Source organism: Trinickia sp. NRRL B-1857 (assembly GCF_050470685.1).
Taxonomy (GTDB): domain Bacteria; phylum Pseudomonadota; class Gammaproteobacteria; order Burkholderiales; family Burkholderiaceae; genus Trinickia.
Map to the genome: position 1 here is coordinate 3662690 of NZ_JBFLUK010000001.1, position 19801 is coordinate 3682490.

At 63.8% G+C, this 19801-nt stretch carries 15 protein-coding genes; 11 read left to right on the top strand and 4 right to left on the bottom strand.

The genetic code is table 11. The features are described 5' to 3' along the window. Positions 1-12: 12 nt before the first annotated feature. From AB1286_RS16335 to AB1286_RS16365, 7 genes are all read left to right on the top strand, one after another. Positions 13-1410, top strand: a complete 1398-nt coding sequence (locus AB1286_RS16335) for an undecaprenyl-phosphate glucose phosphotransferase (protein WP_430364243.1) — start codon at positions 13-15, stop codon at positions 1408-1410. A 38-nt stretch (positions 1411-1448) separates the two neighbouring features. Next, entirely contained in the window at positions 1449-2597 is a 1149-nt protein-coding gene (locus AB1286_RS16340) for a polysaccharide biosynthesis/export family protein (RefSeq protein WP_430364244.1), read from the top strand. A 56-nt stretch (positions 2598-2653) separates the two neighbouring features. After that, on the top strand, positions 2654-4897 hold the full coding sequence (locus AB1286_RS16345) for a polysaccharide biosynthesis tyrosine autokinase (protein ID WP_430364245.1): 2244 nt from the start codon (positions 2654-2656) through the stop codon (positions 4895-4897). Between the two features lie 78 nt (positions 4898-4975). After that, positions 4976-6103 (top strand): GDP-mannose 4,6-dehydratase, encoded by a 1128-nt coding sequence (gmd, locus tag AB1286_RS16350; protein ID WP_430365094.1) that lies wholly within the window; start codon positions 4976-4978, stop codon positions 6101-6103. 10 nt (positions 6104-6113) lie between these two features. Then, entirely contained in the window at positions 6114-7067 is a 954-nt protein-coding gene (locus AB1286_RS16355) for a GDP-L-fucose synthase family protein (RefSeq protein ID WP_430364246.1), read from the top strand. A 6-nt stretch (positions 7068-7073) separates the two neighbouring features. Then, positions 7074-8264: a glycosyltransferase family 4 protein gene (locus AB1286_RS16360; RefSeq protein WP_430364247.1), complete on the top strand. Its 1191-nt coding sequence runs from the start codon at positions 7074-7076 to the stop codon at positions 8262-8264. Further along, entirely contained in the window at positions 8261-9574 is a 1314-nt protein-coding gene (locus tag AB1286_RS16365) for a glycosyltransferase WbuB (protein WP_430364248.1), read from the top strand. Before AB1286_RS16360 ends, AB1286_RS16365 begins: the two co-directional genes overlap by 4 nt. 7 nt (positions 9575-9581) lie before the next feature. On the opposite strand, the gene AB1286_RS16370 is transcribed toward AB1286_RS16365, so the two are convergent. Beyond that, a complete protein-coding gene (locus AB1286_RS16370; protein WP_430364249.1) occupies positions 9582-10082 on the bottom strand; it encodes a hypothetical protein in 501 nt (166 codons plus the stop codon). A gap of 174 nt (positions 10083-10256) precedes the next feature. Between AB1286_RS16370 and AB1286_RS16375 the strand changes: the two genes are divergently transcribed. Together AB1286_RS16375 and AB1286_RS16380 are read left to right on the top strand one after the other, a co-directional pair. Next, positions 10257-10832 (top strand): putative colanic acid biosynthesis acetyltransferase, encoded by a 576-nt coding sequence (locus tag AB1286_RS16375; protein ID WP_430364250.1) that lies wholly within the window; start codon positions 10257-10259, stop codon positions 10830-10832. Positions 10833-10945: 113 nt separating this feature from the next. Beyond that, positions 10946-12673, top strand: coding sequence for an FAD-dependent oxidoreductase (locus AB1286_RS16380; protein WP_430364251.1), 1728 nt, complete (start codon positions 10946-10948; stop codon positions 12671-12673). On the opposite strand, the gene AB1286_RS16385 is transcribed toward AB1286_RS16380, so the two are convergent. Continuing rightward, positions 12663-13826 carry a glycosyltransferase gene (locus AB1286_RS16385; RefSeq protein ID WP_430364252.1) on the bottom strand — a complete coding sequence of 388 codons (1164 nt, stop codon included), beginning with the start codon at positions 13824-13826 and terminating at the stop codon, positions 12663-12665. The two genes, AB1286_RS16380 and AB1286_RS16385, sit on opposite strands and share 11 nt — an antisense overlap. Next, positions 13823-15226, bottom strand: a complete 1404-nt coding sequence (locus AB1286_RS16390; RefSeq protein WP_430364253.1) for a hypothetical protein — start codon at positions 15224-15226, stop codon at positions 13823-13825. The genes AB1286_RS16385 and AB1286_RS16390 overlap by 4 nt, the downstream gene beginning before the upstream one ends. Positions 15227-15507: 281 nt before the next feature. Between AB1286_RS16390 and AB1286_RS16395 the strand changes: the two genes are divergently transcribed. After that, entirely contained in the window at positions 15508-16731 is a 1224-nt protein-coding gene (locus AB1286_RS16395; RefSeq protein WP_430364254.1) for an acyltransferase family protein, read from the top strand. Positions 16732-16737: 6 nt separating this feature from the next. Here the strand turns inward: AB1286_RS16395 and AB1286_RS16400 are convergent, their stop codons facing one another. Continuing rightward, entirely contained in the window at positions 16738-18060 is a 1323-nt protein-coding gene (locus AB1286_RS16400) for a glycosyltransferase (RefSeq protein WP_430364255.1), read from the bottom strand. Positions 18061-18338: 278 nt separating this feature from the next. On the opposite strand from AB1286_RS16400, the gene AB1286_RS16405 reads away from it, so the two are divergent. After that, the gene (locus tag AB1286_RS16405) at positions 18339-19553 is read left to right on the top strand and encodes an oligosaccharide flippase family protein (protein ID WP_430365095.1); all 1215 of its coding nucleotides are present in this window, start codon (positions 18339-18341) and stop codon (positions 19551-19553) included. Positions 19554-19801: the final 248 nt, after the last annotated feature.

A 19801-nucleotide genomic window follows, 5' to 3' on the forward strand; every position in this document is an offset into this window, starting at 1 on the left:
CGGAGAACGCACATGCGAGAGATACAGGGTTTCATGACACGGTTGTCCGATGCCGGCATCGTCTTGTTGGGTGCGGCACTGGCGTCGCGCGTGCGATTCGCCGATGGGGAGCCGCACGATTTCGTCGTGCCGTTCGTCGCATTGAGCGCCGCCTGCGTGCTCGTTCTATTTCCCGCGTTCGGCGTCTACGATTCGTGGCGGGGGCGCGCCAAGCGCATGCTCGCGGGCCAGGTTGCGCTCGCGTGGGTGGTCGCGCAAGCGTGCGCGTTGACGGCAATGTTTTCGCTGCGCGAGATCGACTACGTGTCGCGGTTGTGGTTCGTCTATTGGAGCGCGCTGGCGGGCGCGCTACTGATCGGCTATCGATTGGCCGCGCACGCCGTGCTCGCGCGCTTGCGTCACGCCGGAATCAATTTGCACCGGGTCGCCATTGTCGGCGCGGGCGAGCATTGCGAGGCGATCGTACAACGCATCGAGGCCGCGCCTGCCACGGGCTTTCGCGCGACGGCCGTGTTCGATGCCCATCCTCGCGCGACCGTGCGCTTGCGTCGACCGCCGGGCGACGGCGTGCGTCGCTTCGACGACCTCGACGCATTTGCGCGTTACGTGCGGAGCAGCGATTTACACGAGGTCTGGCTCGTGCTGCCGCTCTCCGAGGAGCGCACGATTTTTCGTATCGTCGAGGAGTTTCGCGACGACTTGGTCAACATCCGCTTCATGCCCGACGTGCGCTCGCTGGCCTTGTTCGACAGCGGCGGCGTGATCGATCTGCTCGGCGTGCCGGCGATCAATCTCGTCGCCTCGCCGCTATCGCCTAGTGCATTGCTCGCGAAAGACGTCTTCGACCGCGCCTTCGCGGCCTGCGCCCTTATCGGACTCGTACCGCTGCTGGCCGTCATCGCCGCAGCCGTCAAACTGTCCTCGCCGGGACCCGTGCTGTTCAAGCAAAGACGCAAAGGCGCGGACGGGCGCGTCTTCACGATGTACAAGTTCCGCACCATGCGCGTCCATACCGAGGCGCCCGGCGTTTTGCATCAGGCGGTCCGCCATGACCCGCGCGTGACGAAGCTCGGTGCGTTCTTGAGGCACACGAGTCTCGACGAGCTGCCGCAGTTCTTCAACGTGCTCTGCGGCGACATGTCCGTTGTCGGTCCGCGCCCGCATGCGCTCGAACACGACGATCTCTATCGAAAAGTCGTGGCCGGCTATATCCATCGATATCGCATCAAGCCTGGGATCACGGGCTGGGCGCAAATCAACGGCTGCCGCGGCGAAACCGATCGCATCGAGAAGATGGAGCGGCGCGTCGCGCACGATTTGTATTACCTCGGACATTGGTCCTTCGGTCTCGATATGCGGATTATCGCGGCGACGATCGTCAAGGGATTCGTTCACGCCAACGCGTACTAAAAAGCGCTACGTCAAGCATAGCCTGCACGGAGGACGTCATGTCAGGTTCGAACCCGCGCACCCCGATAGCGGTGTCGTTAGGACTCCTTATCACGATCGCAATGCTTCCTGCCTGTTCCTTGGTGCCGGGGCAGCGCATGATAACGCCGCCCGTCGTGGCCGAATCGGGCGGCGAATACAGCACCGAGCCCAGCCAAGGCGTGCAGGTTCCGATCACCGATATCAACCTGAAGCTCATTCGCTCGATGAACGAACAGGCGCAGCAGCATCCGATCTCGGATCAAACGCAAGCGCTGTTCGGCAAGCCCACGCCCTATCGCGTCGGTCCCGGCGACGTGCTGCAAATCACGGTGTGGGACCATCCTGAGCTGGCCGCCGCGCTCGGGCAGCCGACGCCGACGACACGCACCGACGACGCGGCGCCCGGTTTCGTCGTCGACGAGGCGGGCAATCTGCAATTTCCCTATGCGGGTTCGGTGCACGTCGCGGGCGACAGCGTCGATCAAGTCCAGCGCAAGATCGTCTCGCGCATCAGCAAGGTTTTTAGAAAGCCGGAGGTGACCGTGCGTGTCGCCTCGTTCCGGGCGAAGGAAATCTATATCGACGGCGACGTGGGCAAGCCCGGTTCGATGCAGATCAACGACATTCCGATGACGCTGACGGAGGCGATCGGCCGCGCGGGCGGCTTCACGGGCGCGGCCGACCAGAGCCGCGTGACGCTCGTTCGGGACGGCAAGCGCTATCCGATCAGCTTCGCCGAGCTCGTGCGAGGGGGACATAGCCCCGCGGAAATCGTGCTGCGGCCGGGCGACATGGTGCATATCGGCTCGCGCGACGAGAACGGCGTCTACGTCATGGGCGAGGTCAACAAGCCCGCCACCGTCATGCCGATGCGCGACGGCCGCCTGACGCTGGCCGAAGCGCTTTCGCAAGCCGGCAGCCTCAATCCCGGGACGGCCGAGGCGAAGCAGTTGTTCGTGATCCGCGATTCGACGGGCGCGAACCCGCAGATCTATCACCTCGACGCCACCTCGCCCGTCTCGATGGTGCTCGCGAATCAATTCGAGCTCGAGCCGAAGGACGTCGTCTATGTCGATAACGGGGCGCTCGTGAAGTTCAACCGCGTGCTGAACCTGTTCCTGCCGGCGATCAACGCCGCGATCACGGGCGTCGTCGTGACGAAGTGATCCACCCGTGCGCCGCTGCGCAAGCGGGCGGCGCGCCTATGAGGCGAGCAACCACCATGGCTATCGATTTCGAGCATCGCTACAACGATTTCGTACCCGGCGACGAATTGCGCCTTTCCGATTATTTGCATGCGATTGCGACGAACTGGCGGCTCGTCGCGACGATTACGCTGGCGGTGACGCTGCTCGGCTCGGCCTACGCGTTCCTGGCAAGGCCCGTCTATCGGACCGACGCGATCATCCAGGTCGAGGAGAACCCGAATGCCGGCAACGGCGCGGCGAACGAGTTGCGCCAGCAGATCGAGCCGCTCTCGCGAATGTTCGAAACCAAGGCGACGACGGCCGCCCAGATCGAGTTGCTCAAGTCGCGCCTCGTCACCGAAGGCACCGTGCGCGATCTGCGCTTGGATATCGCCGCGCAACCGCGCACGCTGCCTATCGTCGGCTACTTTTCTACGGCGCTGACCACCGGCAAGTTCGGCTTTACCGTCCATCCCTTCATGAACCTCGGCGGCTTTGCCTGGGGCAACGAGCGCATCGACGTTTCGCGCTTGGATACGCCGAGTGCGCTCTTCGGCAAGACGTTCACGTTGACGGCGGGCGAGGGTGGGACCTTCACGTTGAGCGATCCCGATGGCATCGCGATCGCAAGCGGTCGCGTCGGCGAGGACGTGACAGGTGCGACGGCGGCAGGCCCTGTGCGGGTGCGCGTCGATCGACTGACGGGGCGCCCCGGCACGCGCTTCGACTTGGCGCGCGCTTCCACGCTCGACACCGTCGAACGATTGCAAAAGGCGCTAAGCGTGAAAGAGACCGCGCTGCAATCGGGCGTCATCGCGCTCACGTTGCAGGGCGCGAATCCCGTCTTGACGGCCGACGTCGTCAACGGCATTGCGCGGCACTTCATTCAGCAAGACGTCGACCGGCGTTCGGCGGAAGCGGAACATACGCTCGCCTTTCTCGATCAGCAATTGCCGCAGCTGCGACGCGAACTGGACGCGGCCGAACAGCGCTACAACACGTTCCGCAACAATCACGGCACCGTCGATTTGAGCGAGGAGAGCCGCCTGCTATTGCAACAGGTGGTGGACAACAAGACCAAGCTTGCTGACCTGCAACGCCAACGCGCGGATCTCTCGCAACGCTTCACGTCGAACCATCCGGCCGTCGCCGCGCTCGATGCGCAAATCGCTCAACTCAAAAGCGAGCAAGCGCAGATGACCAAGAGCGTGGCCGTATTGCCCGATACCGAACAGACGGCGTTGCGGTTGCTGCGCGATGTGCGCGTCGATACCGAGCTCTATACGAACATGCTGAACAGCGCGCAGCAATTGCGCGTGGCCAAGGCGGGGCAAATCGGCAATGTGCGCGTCGTGGATTTCGCGGAGGTGCCGGACAAGCCCGTCTGGCCCAAGCGTGGGATCGTGATCCTGATCGCATTCGGCGGCGGGATCGTTCTCGGCATCGTCGCGGCCTTCGTGCGCAAGTCGCTATACGGCGGCGTGGAGCGCGCCGACGAAATCGAAAGTGCGCTCGGGGTGCCGGTCTTCGCGGTGGTGCCGCGCAGCGGGTTGCAACTACGCCTTCAACAGAACGTCGTGATGCGTCGGCAAGGGCTACACGTGCTGGCCGCGCATTCGCCCGAGGATATCGCCGTGGAAGGCGTGCGCAGTCTGCGCACCTCGCTGCAAGGCTCGCTCGATCAGGCGCCGAACAACATCGTCATGCTGACGGGCTCGCGTCCCGATGCGGGCAAGTCGTTTCTGTCGGTCAATCTCGCGGCGCTGGTCGCGTCGGCGGGCAAGCGCGTATTGGTGATCGACGGCGATATGCGCCGCGGCGAAGTGCATTCGCATTTCGGCGTGCGGCACCAGCCGGGCTTATCCGATGTGCTGCGCGGCGGCGATCTCGAGAGTGCGATCCAGCGCGAGTTGCTGCCCGGTCTCGACGTTTTGACCAAGGGCTCGCTGCCGGCCCATCCGTCGGAGCTCTTGATGAGCGATCGATTCCGCGATCTCTTGCAAACGCTGGCGCGCGGATACGACCTGGTCATCATCGATACGCCGCCCGTGCTTGCCGTCACGGATTCGACGCTGATCGGCAAGCACGCGGGGACGACGTTGCTCGTCGTGCGCTACGGCCGCCATCCGATTGGCGAGATCGCCGAGACGGCCAAGCGGCTCGAGACGGGCGGCGTGAATCTGCAAGGCGTATTGCTGACCGACGTGCCTCCGGCCATGCCGCTGCTCGGCGGTTCTTATAAAGGCGGTTACTACGGCTACGAAAGTATTGCGGAGTGATTGGCCGTGTTCGACGAAAGCGACGAAAGCGACGAAAGCCGCGAAAGCGACGACAACAACCATAGCGAGGATCCGAGCATGAACCGCAAGGTTGCATTGATCACGGGCGTGACGGGGCAAGACGGTGCCTACCTAGCCGAGTTGCTGCTGGATAAGGGCTACGAAGTGCATGGGCTCAAGCGCCGCACGTCGCTCTTCAACACCGATCGCATCGACCATCTTTACCACGATCCGCACGAGATGGCCGACGGCGATCGGCAGTTGCATCTGCATCATGGCGATCTCACCGATTCGACGAGCCTCGTGCGCGTGATTCAACTCGTCGAGCCCGATGAGATCTACAACTTGGCCGCGCAAAGCCATGTCGCCGTTTCGTTCGACGAGCCCGAGTACACGGCCAATGCCGACGGGCTCGGCGCATTGCGCATCCTCGAGTCGATTCGTATGCTCGGCTGGCAGCGGCGCACGCGGTTTTACCAAGCCTCGACGTCGGAGTTGTACGGCCTCGTGCAGGAGAGCCCGCAGCGCGAGAGCACGCCGTTTTACCCGCGCAGCCCATACGCGGTGGCCAAACTGTTCGCCTATTGGACCACCGTCAACTACCGGGAGGCGCACGGCATTTACGCCTGCAACGGCATTTTGTTCAACCACGAGTCGCCGGTGCGGGGCGAGACGTTCGTCACGCGCAAGATCACGCGAGCCCTGGCGAGGATCGCAGTGGGCTTGCAGCGCGAGTTGTATCTGGGCAACTTGTCGGCGCGGCGCGACTGGGGGCATGCGCGCGACTACGTCGAGATGCAGTGGCTCATGCTGCAACAAGAGGCGCCCGACGATTTCGTCATTGCCACGGGCGAGCAATACAGCGTGCGCGAGTTCGTGCAGCGTGCGGCAGCCGAGCTCGGCATCGAGATTCGATTCGAAGGCAGCGGGCTCGACGAGGTCGGCATCGTCGAGCATGTGCACGGCCGGGAGGCGCGCATCTCGAACGGAGACGTCATCGTGCGCGTGGATCCGCGCTATTTCAGGCCGACCGAAGTCGAGACGCTGCTCGGCGATTGCTCGAAGGCACGCGAGAAGCTCGGATGGCAGCCGCGTACGTCCTTTGAGACGCTCGTGCGCGAAATGGCGCTGGCCGACTACCAAATCGCACGGCGCGACGCTCTCGTGACGATGGCCGGGTTCAAGGCGCTCGAGCATCACGAGTGAGCGTGCGACGATGAACCGGCAGCCACGCATTTTCGTCGCGGGTCATCGGGGCATGGTGGGCTCGGCGCTCGTGCGCGAGTTCGAGGCCCACGGCTACCCCGATCTCGTCACGCGAGGGCACGATGCGCTCGACTTGACCGACCAGCGCGCCGTACGCGCGTTCTTTGCCGCTGAGCATATCGATATCGTGCTGCTGGCCGCCGCGCGCGTCGGCGGGATTCTGGCGAATTCGATGTGCCCCGCCACGTTTATCTACGAGAACTTGGCGATCGAGACGAACGTGATCGATGCGGCTTATCGGGCCGGCGTCACGCGGCTTGTGTTCTTCGGCTCGTCGTGCATTTACCCCAAGCACTGTGCGCAGCCGATTCGCGAATCGGAGCTTCTGAGCGGTCCGTTGGAGCCGACGAACGAGCCTTATGCCATCGCGAAGATCGCCGGGCTCAAACTGTGCGAAGCCTATAACCGGCAGTACGGCACGCGCTATATCGCGTTGATGCCGACCAACTTATACGGCCCGAACGACAACTACGACCTATCGGGCTCCCACGTGTTGCCCGCGCTGATCCGCAAGGCATACGAGGCCGTCGTGTCCGATGCGGCCACGCTGACGGTTTGGGGCACCGGCGAGCCGCGCCGCGAGTTTTTGCACGTGGACGACCTGGCGAGTGCGACGCGTTTCGTCGTCGAACACGATCTCCTCGATGGTGTTTACAACGTCGGCATCGGCGCCGATTTGACGATCCGCGAGTTGGCTCAATGTGTCGCGACGGTGGCGGGGTTTCGCGGCGAACTCGTATTCGACCGTTCGAAGCCTGACGGCACGCCGCGCAAGTTGCTCGATGTATCGCGGCTGGCAGGGTTGGGCTGGCACGCGAAGATCGGCCTGAGCGAGGGCATTCGCTCGACCTACGCGCAATACGCCGCTCGGCCGCGCGTGCCGGATGCGGCCTCTCATGGATGAGCGAGCATGACCTGCACAGTGACGATCTTTCACAACGTCGTCTGGTCGCGCCATAAGGGAGCAGTGTTCTCGGCGCTCTACAACCTATCGGCCTCGGGCACGATCCGTTATGCGATGGTCCAGATCGCCGACACGGAGACCGACCGCATCGGCTTTTCCGACGTCGATTACTCGTTCCATCGCTACCCGATGCGCAAGCTATTCGACGGCTGTTACGAGGACGTGCCCGCTTGGAAGATGATCGTGCGGCTCACCTCGGAGGTGCTCAACAGCAAGTCCGAGCTTGTCGTATTGCCCGGCTACCATCGGCCCGAGTATTGGGCCATGCTGGCGGCGTGCATCGTGACGCGCAAGCGGCGCGCGGTTTTTTGCGATTCGACGGCGCTCGATCGTCCGCGCCGGTTGATGACGTCGATTCCGAAGCGGATTTTTTTCTCGCTGTGCGACGGCTACTTCGGCTTCGGCGAGCGTAGCCGCGAGTATTTGATGTCGCTCGGCGCCAAGCGCGAACGCATTTTCGTGCCTTGCCAAGCGGCTGCGTTGCCGCGTTCGTTCGCAGCCGGACGGGCGCTCGGCGAGCGGTTGAATGCGCGCAGACGGAGCAAGCCGGTGTTTCTTTATGTAGGCCGGTTATCGGAGGAGAAAGCGATCGATACGTTGCTCGATGCGTTTGAGCAAGCGCGTGGCGCGCTGCCTGACGCGCAGTTGCGCATCGTCGGCACGGGCGTGCTTCACGATGCGCTCGTGGCACGGGTAGCCGCGCTGACGATAGCCGATGCCGTTCGCTTTATCGGCAGCTTGCAGGACGAACCGCTCTCGCAAGAGTATTTCGGCGCGAGCTGTCTCGTGCTGCCGAGTCATAGCGAGCCCTGGGGGCTCGTGGTCAACGAGGCGTTGAGCCATGGGTGTCCTGCGGTGGTCAGCGACCGCTGCGGCTGTGTTCCGGAGCTGATCGTCGAGGGGGAGACGGGGCTGTCGTTTCCAGCGGGCGACGTCGATGCGCTCGCCGACGCGCTGACGACAGCCACGCGCGCTTTCGTCGACGTCGAACGTACGGCTCGCGCCTGCATGGCTCGGATCGCGCGGTTCGACCCGCGTTCGGCGGCGCTCAACATCGAGCGCGGCTGCGTGACGATGCTGCGCGAAGGAGGCGATAGCGGCCGCACCGCATCGACGGCGGGCGGTGCCCGGCAATGAAGCTGCTCATCTACGGTCTCAACTACGCGCCCGAGTTGACCGGCACCGGTAAATACACCGCGCAGATGGCGGAGGCGCTGGCCGCCCGGGGCCACGAGGTGCGCGTGGTTTGCGCGCCGCCTTACTACCCGGCTTGGCGCATTGCACCGGGTTGGTCGGCGTGGCGATACTCGCGGGAGACACGCGAAGGCGTGGGCGTGCGCCGCGCGCCGCTCTGGGTGCCGGCGCATCCGCGCGGCGCGACGCGCGTGGTGCATTTGGCTTCGTTCGCATTGACGTCGATTGCGCCGATGCTGGCGCAGTGGCGCTGGCGCCCCACGGTCGTCATGGCGATTGCGCCGACGCTTTTATGTGCGCCCACCGCACTGGCGCTTGCACGCGCGACGGGCGCGACCGCTTGGCTGCATGTGCAGGATTTTGAAGTGGATGCGGCGTTCGAGCTTGGGTTGCTCAAGAATGGATATGCCGCGCGTCTTGCGCATGCGTTCGAGCGAGCGATGCTGACTCGGTTCGACGTCGCGTCGTCGATTTCGCCGCGGATGGTGGAGCGGTTGATCGCGCTCGGTGTCGACCGGGCGCGCGCGCTGTGCCTGCCGAATTGGGTCGATGTGCAGACGTTGCATCCGATGGGGCGGGCGAGCCGGTATCGGGAAGAATTGGCGATCGGCGCGGGCGAGAAGGTCGTCTTATACGCGGGCAATATGGGCGCGAAGCAGGGGCTCGAGTTCCTGGTGTCGGCTGCGGCGCGGCTCGTCGGGCGTGCCGATATCCGATTCGTGTTTTGCGGCGATGGGGTGCTGCGCGAGGCGTTGGCCGCGCAATGCGCACGGCTGCCGAACTGCTCGATGATGGCGTTGCAGCCGGCGCAGCGGCTGAACGAATTGCTGAATCTGGCCGATGTTCACGTCTTGCCTCAGCGCGCCGATGCGGCGGATCTCGTGATGCCCTCGAAGTTGACGGGCATGATGGCGAGCGGGCGAGCGATCGTGGCGACGGCGTGCGAGGGAACGCAGCTTCATCGTATGCTGCGCGGGCGAGGCCTGGTGGTTCCGCCTGAAGACGAGGTCGCACTGGCGAGGGCGATCGAGAGATTGATCGGCGATGAGCGGCTGCGCGCACGACTTGGCGCGGCCGCCAGACGCTATGCGGTAAGGGAGCTGTCTCCCGACGCGGTGATCGAGCGGCTCGAGCGGCGGCTGGTTGTGGGCGCGGAACCCGCTAGGTCGGCGCCCGAGGTTGAAGCGACGCAGACCGCTGGCCCGGTGGGCGACGTCGCCGCGTCGAGCCGGGGCGTGCATCTGACCCAATAGCCCCGGGCTACCAAGGCATCCGATAAACCTGCCCCACGGCTTTGCCGACGTCGCCGGGACCGTGATAAATCGATAGCGCCGATTGCGTCGGCGATTGCGTGCCGGGGTCGGCTCGGTTCTTGTTCGCATCGCGCGCGGGCTGTGCGCCGGCGATGCCGGGCTGCGCTTCGCGCGGTCGTTGAACAGGTTGCAATGGTCGCTGCGGCTCGCGGTCGTTGCCGTCATCGCCGCCGCCGGCCAGTCCACCGCGCGGCACGCGTTGCGTGTTGCTCAACACGCGCTCTGCGGCTCGGGCCGAGTTGCCTGCCGTGCCGTAAAGGTCGCCTGGCGGCGCCGGCCCGCCCAGGAGTCCTTCCGCATCGCCGCCCAACGTCTCGACGCGATTCGTCGCCGTCGCCGTCTGCGCCCATCCATGCTCGCTTTCTTGCGCTTGACCATGCGCCGCTGCGACGACGCAGAGCCCTGCGCCGAAGCACGCGACATCTCGCCATCGACAACCGATACGCACGGCCGCCTCCGCAGTCGCATTGACATGCTTGTCATCGTCGCCCCGGCAATGGCACGCGCTCCGCCAAAACACTGGCGGCCACCGCCATCCGCTGCCGTCCGGATACGACTCGCAATCGGCCGCGCACGATAATCATGGATGCAACAGGCCTAATGCTTCGCAGTACGAATCGACATGGACCGTCCTACGCACGACATCCCGGTCATCGACCTCGGTCTGGCCGGCAAAGGCAACTACGTCGCCAAGCGCGGCGTATTCGTGCAAGCGCTGTGGTTCGTCCTCGAAGCGTGCGTCGTGAACAACAAGCTGAACCCGAGCTCCGCATTGCGCGTCGCGCTATTGCGCGCGTTCGGCGCGAAAATCGGCCGTGGTTGCCGCTTCGTCCATCCGGTGCGCGTCAAGGCCCCTTGGAACCTTGAAATCGGCGATCACTGCTGGGTCGGTGTCGACGTATGGTTCTACAACCAGGCGCCGATTCGCATCGGCTCCCATGTCTGCCTATCGCAAGGCACGTTCCTGACGACAGGCTCGCACGACGCCGCGGGGACGATGGCCTTGCGCGTCGCGCCGATCGTCATCGACGACGGCGTCTGGATCACCTCCAAATGCGTGATTCAAATGGGCGTGCACATCGGCCGCTCGGCGCTCGTCACGCCGCTTTCGGTCGTTCATCGATCGCTCCCGCCCGGTGGCATCTACGGCGGCAACCCGTGCCGCTTCTTGCGCCCTCGTTTCGCTATGCAACGTTGATCCACCGATCGCCGCGGCTTTGCGCGCTGTCGTCCGCGCGTGGCGGTAGGCGCAGACATCTTGTCGGGAAGAGGCGGCCCGTAGGCCTGAAGATTAGAGAAAAGGGAGCAGCCATGTTCATCGATACGCGTGGCATCGACGACGGCCGAGAGATCGAAACGACGGTTTGCATCGTCGGCGCGGGCGTCGCCGGGATTACGCTCGCGCTCGAACTCGACCGGTGCGGCATCGACACCTGCCTGCTCGAAAGCGGCGGCTATCGGCCCGACGACGATACGCGCGATCTGTATCGAGGCGAGAACGCCGGGTTGCCCTATGCGTTTGCCGACGGCAGCCGCAGCCGCTACTTCGGCGGCAGCAGCAATTGCTGGGGCGGCTGGTGCAGACCGCTCGACCCGTGGGATTTCGACAAACGCAGCTGGGTGCCGGGCAGCGGTTGGCCGTTCGGCCTCGACGAGCTCACGCCTTACTATGCGCGTACCCACGCGCTGCTCAAGCTCGGGCCGAACAACTTCGACCCACCGTTTTGGGAGAAAGCGATCGGGCGCGCCGACGTCAGACGCATCCCGCTCGTGACCGGTACCGTGCGCGACACGATCGCGCAATTCAGCCCGCCCGCGCGCTTCGGCAAACTCTATCGTCTCGATCTCGAGCGCTCGCCGCATATCCGCGTCTTCCTGCATGCGAATGCGGTGCATATCGATACCGATGCCGACGCGCGTCGCGTCGAACGCGTACAAGTCGCCACGCTCACGGGCCGGCACATGACCATCGTGGCCAAGCGTTTCGTGCTGGCGGCGGGCGGTATCGAGAACGCGAGGCTGCTCCTTGCATCCAATCGCGTGCAGGCGGCCGGTCTCGGCAATGCGTTCGACAACGTGGGACGGTATTTCATGGACCACCCTCGCATCATGTCGGCGAGCGTGCGCTTTGCCCCGGGATGGTCGCGCAACAAGCTTTACGACATCAAATATCACTATCAAAACGCGGCCGTCGCCGCCTACAGTACGCCCATTTCGTCGCAGTTCGCGCTCGCACCCGAGGTGCTGCGGCGAGAAAAGCTGCTCAACTCCCGCGTCTGGTTTTTTTCGGTGTTTTACGGCGAGGCCAGCGAGGGCGCGCAGGCGCTGATCCGCTGCAAGCAAGCGCTGCTGCATAAAGAGCAGCCCGGTTGGCGTTTCGGCGACGACTTGGCGACGATGCTTAGCCATCCGATCGATACCGCGGGGTTCGGATTGACGCGCCTCTTGCAGCCGCGCGTATTGATCCGCGACGTCAAATTGCAAGCGATCGTCGAACCGCAGCCGAACCGAGAGAGCCGCGTGACACTGAGCGAGCAGCGCGATCGACTCGGCATGCCGCGCGTGAAAGTCGCATGGCGGCTCACCGAGCTTGCACAGCGTACGTTCGATCGTACGTTCGAGTTGTTGGCCGCGGAGTTGCGCGCCAGCGCGGTTGCCGACGTTCGGCTCGACGGGCCGCTTGAGGGCCGTGCGTGGCCGCCGTCGCTCGAAGGCACGTGGCATCACATGGGCACGACGCGCATGCACGATTCGGCGCGGGAGGGCGTCGTCGATCGGCATTGCAAAGTCTTCGGTATCGACAATCTGTTCGTTGCCGGCAGTTCGGTGTTTCCGACGGTAGGTGCCAATTTCCCGACGATCACGATCGCCGCGCTTGCACTACGTCTTGCCGGCCATCTCGTCAAAACGCTGCATACGCCCGACGCGGTGGCCGCGCCGGCCCTGCCGTGCAACGCGGGGGAGGGTGGTTCGGCCGACGCCGCGGTGCCCGTCGCCGTGCCGTTTGCATCGGCGCTGATGCGATTCGTTAGGCATTGACGTCGCGATCCGATGCGAGGACGTCGAGCAGTCTGCGCACATGCGCATCGATTGTGAACCGCGTGGCGAAGGCGAGCCGCGCTTGTTCGCGCATCCGCTCTGTGCGAGCGCGATCGAGCGAGAGCCAGCGGCGCAAGTTTGCGGTGGTGCCGTCGACCGTATCCGCTGCGACGAACCCCGCCTCATCGGCGTCGACTTCGCGCCAGATGTTGATTTTGTCGGAGATCAGCACAGGTGTGCCGCTAGCCAGTGCCTCGGTCACGGCGATGCCGAAGTTCTCCTGATGCGAGGGGAGGACGAAGGCATCGCTCGCGGCGAAGGCGCCCCACTTGAGATCGTGTTGAAGCAAGCCCGTCCACGTGACGCGCGTGGCGACGTTCAACTCGCGCGCAAGCGTTTGCAAGTGCGACACGATTTCCGCTTCGCCCGTGCCGGCCATGACGAGGTGAAGCCGAGGGTCGGTTTGCGCCACACGAGCGAATGCCGTGAGCAGGAGGTCGCAGCCCTTTTTCGGATGAAGCCGCCCGAGAAACAGTATCAAACGCTGCGCGGCGAGCGTGGGGTAGGCGCGTAAGAAGCCGGCCCGCAGGCTCGCCGCGTCGCCGGGCGGCGCCGGCGTGCCGCAAGGCACGATGCATTCGCGTGCGCGATAGAGCCAGAACGATTGCCGCGCGAGAAGGCGTTCTTCCTCCGTCGTGAAAAGAACGGCGCGCGCATCGCGCAGGACGCGATATTCGGCCCACGGCCAATAGAGCCATTTCTTCAGATGCTTCAGCGGATACGTGCGCTTGAACCAGGGGTCGAGCATGCCGTGCGCAAAGACATAGTAAGGGACCGAAAGGCCTTGCAAAGCATGTCGTGTGGCAAAGCTGTGGTATTGCCAAAGACCGTGGACGATTACCGCATCGAATCTCGGCGCCTGCTTGCGTAGCCGAATCGATGCTTGCGGTGCAAACCGATAGTTTCCTCGACCCGCGCCGAGCGGGGTGACGTGCGCAGGCGCATCGAGTAGGAACGGCGCACCGGGTTCGTCCAACGTTGCGATCTCGATCGCGTGCCCAAGTCTCGTCAACGCAAGAGTACTTTGCCGGACGGCCTGGGCGGGTCCGCCGCTGGCCGGATCGAGCGTGGGCAGGACGTGAAGCAGTCTCATGGAGCGAGCGCGTCGGCGTTCTCGGCCGAGGCTGGCGCTCGACGCGGTCCGGCGTACATTGGCGAACGGGCCTTGCGTTGCGCCAAGTGCCTGAGCTGCGCATGCATCGCGACCATGAGTCCGAGCCCGACGCCGAAGATGAGCCCCGAGAACCGAGGGCCGAGCGGATTGCCGCCGATCGACGCCGCGGGAAGCGCTGCCGTAAGCAAGATCGCACGGCCGAGCACGGGCAGTTGCGGCGTATGAGGGGCATAGGCCCGCCAGCGTCGATAGGTGATCGTGCAGCGCGCGAGCGCATAAAGCAGGACAAGCGGAAGCGCGAGACCGAACAACAAGCCGCCCGCGAAGAATTGGTAAACCCAGAAGTTGTGGCCGGCCGCCCAGTCGCGCTCCGCGTAGAAATCCTTCTTGCTCATCTGCCCCGCGAGATCGGGTAGATAGGCGGGCGAATAGCCGTAGTCGTGGCCGTAGCCTTTCCCGACGAGTAGGGAAACCGGCGACGATAGAACCTGATCGTATTGATCGCGCATCTCGGCGAGACGCGTGATCGTCGTCGGGTCTTCCCCGGTCTTCGTGCTCGATTGAGCGAAGTCGATGCGCTGGATCCAGTGCTCGGCTACGCCGGGGAACCAGGCGGCCGCCGTGAGCGCCATGCCCGCGAGCACGCCGGCGACGAGAAGCGCGCGTACGCCCGCGTGCGCAAGCGTGCGTGTTCCGGCCGCACTCATCCAGACCGCGAGTGCGAATAGCAGGGCGGTCCCGACCAGCAGCGAGCGCGTCACGCTCAACAGTTCGATGACGACGGTTGCCATGAAGAGAACGAGCGTCAGTGCCGTATAGCGCTTGGCGACGACGAATTCGTGCAACAGGACGCCTTGCAATGCGAGGAACGTGACCGACACGATTCGATAGCGCACCTGCTCGAGGGAGCCGGCGACGATGAGCCCATAGAGGCACGTGAAAGCGAGGCTGACGACGTTCGCCCAAAAAAGCGTCTTCTCGAATTGCTCCAGGCGTGCCGCTTGCCAGGGCCTGCATGCGACGGCGAACCCGAGTTGAAACAGCAGGAAGGGAAGCAGGACGCGCACGTATTGGCCGATGCTGTTCTCTTGCAGCCACTCGGTCAGCAGGCTCGCCGGCACGGCCAATATCAGCGAACCGGTGACCCACGCGCGCAACGCGGACCGGTCCCGAACGCGCGGACCGATCAGCATGAGCGCCGCGCCCGCGATCAAGACGGGAACGACGAGGGCGATTTGCGCCCAATGGCTGTCGCTCGTCGTTGCCGCCTTGTAATCCATCGCGAGCGGAAAGACGAAGAGCGCAATCCATGGACGTGCGAACGGGTTCGTCGCCATGCGGCGCACGCCCGGTGCGAATCGGTGTCGCGTCTGTCGCATGTCGAGGCTGTTCCTATTCGTTGACGGCTCCACGCCCGGATCACGAGCCGACTATACCGCCCGCATGCGCGCCGAGACCGCGCTTGGCGGCGCTCGCCTAGCGTTAGGCGGAAGCGGGCGAATGCATCGACGAACGACTCGTGCGCCTGTGCCACGGGTCCTTTCGACCATGGCGAAGTTGTCGGCTAATGGCGCGACATTGGCGGATGTCCACGCCTTGCGCGGCCGAAGATCGAAGGGCCGAATCGACCCCGGCCGTCGCGCCGGCGAGGGATGCCACGATGATCACGAATCTGTTCGGGGATGCTAAAGCGATCGTTCGCGATCGGGCCATCGAGCTCGACTTCTTGCGCGGCATCGCAATCATCGCTGTCATGGGGTATCACTTCAGATCGGTCGATCCCGGTTTGGCGCTCGTTTCGATCGCGCAGTATCCGTTCACGCACTTCGGCCGCGAAGGCGTGAACCTATTCTTCACCTTGAGCGGGTTTCTTGTCGGCGGACTGTTACTCAGGCAGTACGCCGAGGATGGTGCGATTGACGCTCGCCGATTCATCGTACGGCGGATCTTCAAGATCTGGCCGGCCTATTACGTACTGATCGCATTTCACGCGATGACCCGGCGGCATCCGCTGGACAGCTTTCTCGTGCAGAACCTCACGCACTTGCAAAACTACCTCGGCACGTCGATTTCGCAGACATGGAGCCTCGCCGTCGAGGAACATTTTTATCTGCTCCTGCCGGCAGTACTGCTCGTTTTCTCGCGCTGGCGGATCGGTGCGCGTGCGATGCTGGCCATGCTCGGCGCGGTTTGCCTATTCGTATTGGTCATACGTTCTATTGCTGTCGGCGAGGGCCGCCTGGAAGCGGCGTTCGCTTATACCCAGTACCGTATCGATAGCTTGCTGGCAGGTGTGATGCTGGCCGTGGTCTACTGGATGAGGCCCGAACTCTATCGACGCCTCGCGCGGTGCACCCCCATGCTCGTCGCAATGGTTTTGATGTTGGCGGCGTGGCTCGGATTCGGTACGCCCTATACCGCGCTCGACGAAAGCATCGGCTATACGATTCAATCGGTCGGTTTCGTTGCACTGATCGTGCTGATGCTCGAACACGCGGGCGCGATACGCCGAATGAGGTGGTTTCGGGCGGTGGCGTGGATCGGCGTGTATTCGTACGGCATCTACCTGTGGCATTCGATCGCGCTCGCCCCGGGCGCGATCTTTATCGCGAAGGCCACGGCGGCGGGCATGCCTCGTCCGATCGTTTGGGCCGGCGCACTGGCCATGCAAGCGACGATCGCGATCGGTGTCGGATACGTTACGACGAGGGCAATCGAATTTCCGTTCCTTAAGTTGCGCAATGCCCTGTTCCCGGCTATGCGGACAGGTCGACGTACGGTTGGCGACGAGGGTGCGCCGGTATCGCGTGCGCCGTGTGCCGTCGTGGTGAGCGCGAGTGCTGCGCCTTCGCTCGACGATATTCCGCCGCCGCTTAGCCGATAGCGTGGCTTACCCGGCGCGAACCATGGCGGCGTCGCGCAGCGTGCGCTTGAACGCATCTAGCGTGTGGTGCTCCAAGAGCGAGCCGCGCGGCCCCATCGTCGGGGCATCGACAGGTCTTTGCGTCGCAAACGCTCGATCTATTGCTGTGGCGATAGATGGCGGCGACAGGTCGTCGAGCACGGGCCCGAATGCGTCTTCGGCGCAAAACCAGCCGATCAATCCCTCGGATGTCGCGATCACGCGTTTGCCGAACCGGTAGGCCTGCACGAGTACGCCGCTCATTGCATAGTGCCCCTTGTACCCGAGCCACAGCACCTCGCACGCGGAGAATAGATCGAGCTCCGTCTCGTTGTCGATGAAGCGATCGATGACGACAGGGGCCGGTGCCAGGCGCGATCCGTGCGTACGCAAGAACGCGCGAGTCGCTTCGTCTTGCTGCCCCGCGACGACAAGTGTCGGCGGCGAGGCCATCGCTTCGAGCGCGACGATGAGTTCGCGGATTCCTTTGCGTTCGGTGATCGATCCGTAGACAAGGAGGTGTGGACCAAGCGCGAGCCTCAAGCGCGCGCGTGCCTGCGCCGCGTCTGGGGCGTGCAAATCGGGGAAGGGATCGGCTAGATAGGCGATCCTGGCACCTCGCTGCGCCTGTGGCGATGCTTGTTCGCTCCACTGCATCAACGTGGGATCGATCGAGAGCAGCGTACGCAGACCGGGCGTGCGCAGCGCGCGTTGAAATAGGGTTGCCTTGATTGCATTGATGAGCGGGCGATCGGGCGTTTTCACGCCGACGTGCCGGTGATGAAACGTCGTGCGCATGGTGATGCCGATCCAGGACGTGTCGTTAAACGGCGATCCGAGAAAGGGCAACGCGTAAAGGAAATAGTCGATATAAGGAACGAGCACGAACGATATCGACGTGCGCGCTGAAACGCTCGCATAAGCCTGCGCGAAATAGCGGTGATGGCCTACGTAGGGAATGTGCTCGACATAGGCGGCGCATGGGTTCGACGGCGGGCGCTCGTCGATCAATGCGAGGCCGATCCCCGGTAGCTGTTCGCTCGCGATCGATTGTGCGAGCGGATGATGCGCATTGGCCGAGGTCGTCGCGATCACGCATCGCCGCCCGGCTTCGGTGAACGCTTGCGCGGCCCATTGTGCATAGCGCCATCGATGACCGGTGAAATCGGGCTCGACGATGAGAACGACCGGATGGGCTCGATCGATCGCAGGGGCAGGCGCCGATCGATCGAGCCCGTCACGCGTGCGCATATCGATGGCTTCGTGCAAAGGCAGGCCGGCGAGTCGCTTTGATTCGGCTGATGTTTTCATTGAGAGAAGGATCCGCCGCCTAGCCTTCGATACGTTCGCGGCATGGCGCCTCAAAACCGTACCACCGCTTTATCGCGAAGAGCCGCCAACTTCTCGTCCGTTTGCGCATGTATAGGCCATGACGGTTTCGTTGGCGGATGGCGGCTACGAGATGGCGTTTTTCGGCTGCGTCGACGCGTTACTTTGTGATTCGAGCGACGCGGGGCCTATCTATCGTGAATACAGTACGCGGCAATCGAGCGGGATCGGCCAAATCGATAGGGCTCGTCTCGCCATCGATGCGCGCGCTTTTCGCTCCCGGCGCGCCCACTTGGGTGCTCGCGCAACAATTCGCGGTGCGCGGTCTCGTGGCCGTCAAGTTTCTCGCCATCGGCCGCATTCTCGGGCCGGCCGCGATCGGCAGCGTCAGCGTGGCGCTGCTCGCGGTGGCGATCGCCGAATCGCTGTCCGATACGGGGCTTGCGCAAGCCGTGGTGCAAGGCGAGAAGGCGCCTACCCGCGACCAGCTTGCCGCCGTGCTCAATACCTTGGTCGTGCGCGGATTATGCGTTGCGCTCGTGCTCATCGTCGCGGCGCCTTTCATGGCGAGCCAGTTTCATCTGGGGCGCTCGCTGTTGATTCAAATGGCCGCGGCTTTGCCGCTCGTGCGGGGGATCGCATCGCCGAGCTACTACGTCGCGCAGCGCGAGCGCCGCTTCTCGCGCGTCGCCGCGATCGAGATCGGCGCGGCGCTCGTCGACTGTTGCGTGGGACTTGCCTTCGCGCTCTCCGGGGTCGGCGTCTATGCGGTCTTGATCGGCATGCTGCTCGGCGAAAGCCTGAAGACCGCATTGACCTGGATCGCGTTTGCGCCGCGTCCGCCGCTCGCGTTGCATTGGTCCGGCATCGGCCACTACGTCGGTTTTTCTCGTTGGATCTGGGCCGGTAGCGTGGTCAATCTGATCCTCAATCAATTCGACAAAATCGTCGTAGGAAAAATGCTTGGACCCGCGCAACTCGGGGCATACCAGATGTCTTCCCGTCTCGCGCAGTTGCTGCTGGCCGATGCGGCCATTGCGCTTGCGCAATACCTGTTTCCGACGTTCGCCGCGCGCCATCGAGCCGATGCGAACGAGGCGGCTCGGCTCGTTAAGCGTTGGCTGGTCGTTGGCGCGTGCGTGCTCGCGCTGGTAGTGCTCGCATTACGCATGCTCGCCGCGCCGTTGTTCGCTTGGGTACTCGGGCCGCAATGGCAACCGGCCGTGCCGCTGTTTCGCATTTTCGCCGTCAACATGGGGCTCGGTGCGCTCATTGCGGTGCTCGTCGCTTACTTGCGCGCGCGGGGCGACGCCCGCGCGGCGACGCAAGCATCGGCGATGCAGGTCGTCGTTCTCGTGGCCGTGGTGCCGTGGGCCGTGCGTGGATGGGGGGCGACGGGCATTGCCTGGGCGATGACGGCGGGCCTCGCGACGGCGGGCCTTTGGATGATCTATCGAACGTTCGGCCCGCGCTAGTTGGCAGTCCTTACCTTACCAAGTGCGTTCCTACCGGTTCCGCATCGATTCCGGACTACGACGATTCGTGTTTTCTCAGACGCGCTCCGATTCATATAAATCAAGAATGACGGATCGGTATATTCGATAAGATAAAATATAAACCTTTCGAATTGTCAGCGTAGAATTATTTTTCCTTTTTTTGTTGATTTTGTGTCGGCGAAATACCCCGGTCGAAGATCTCTATGTGAGTTTGGAGGGGCGCGTAT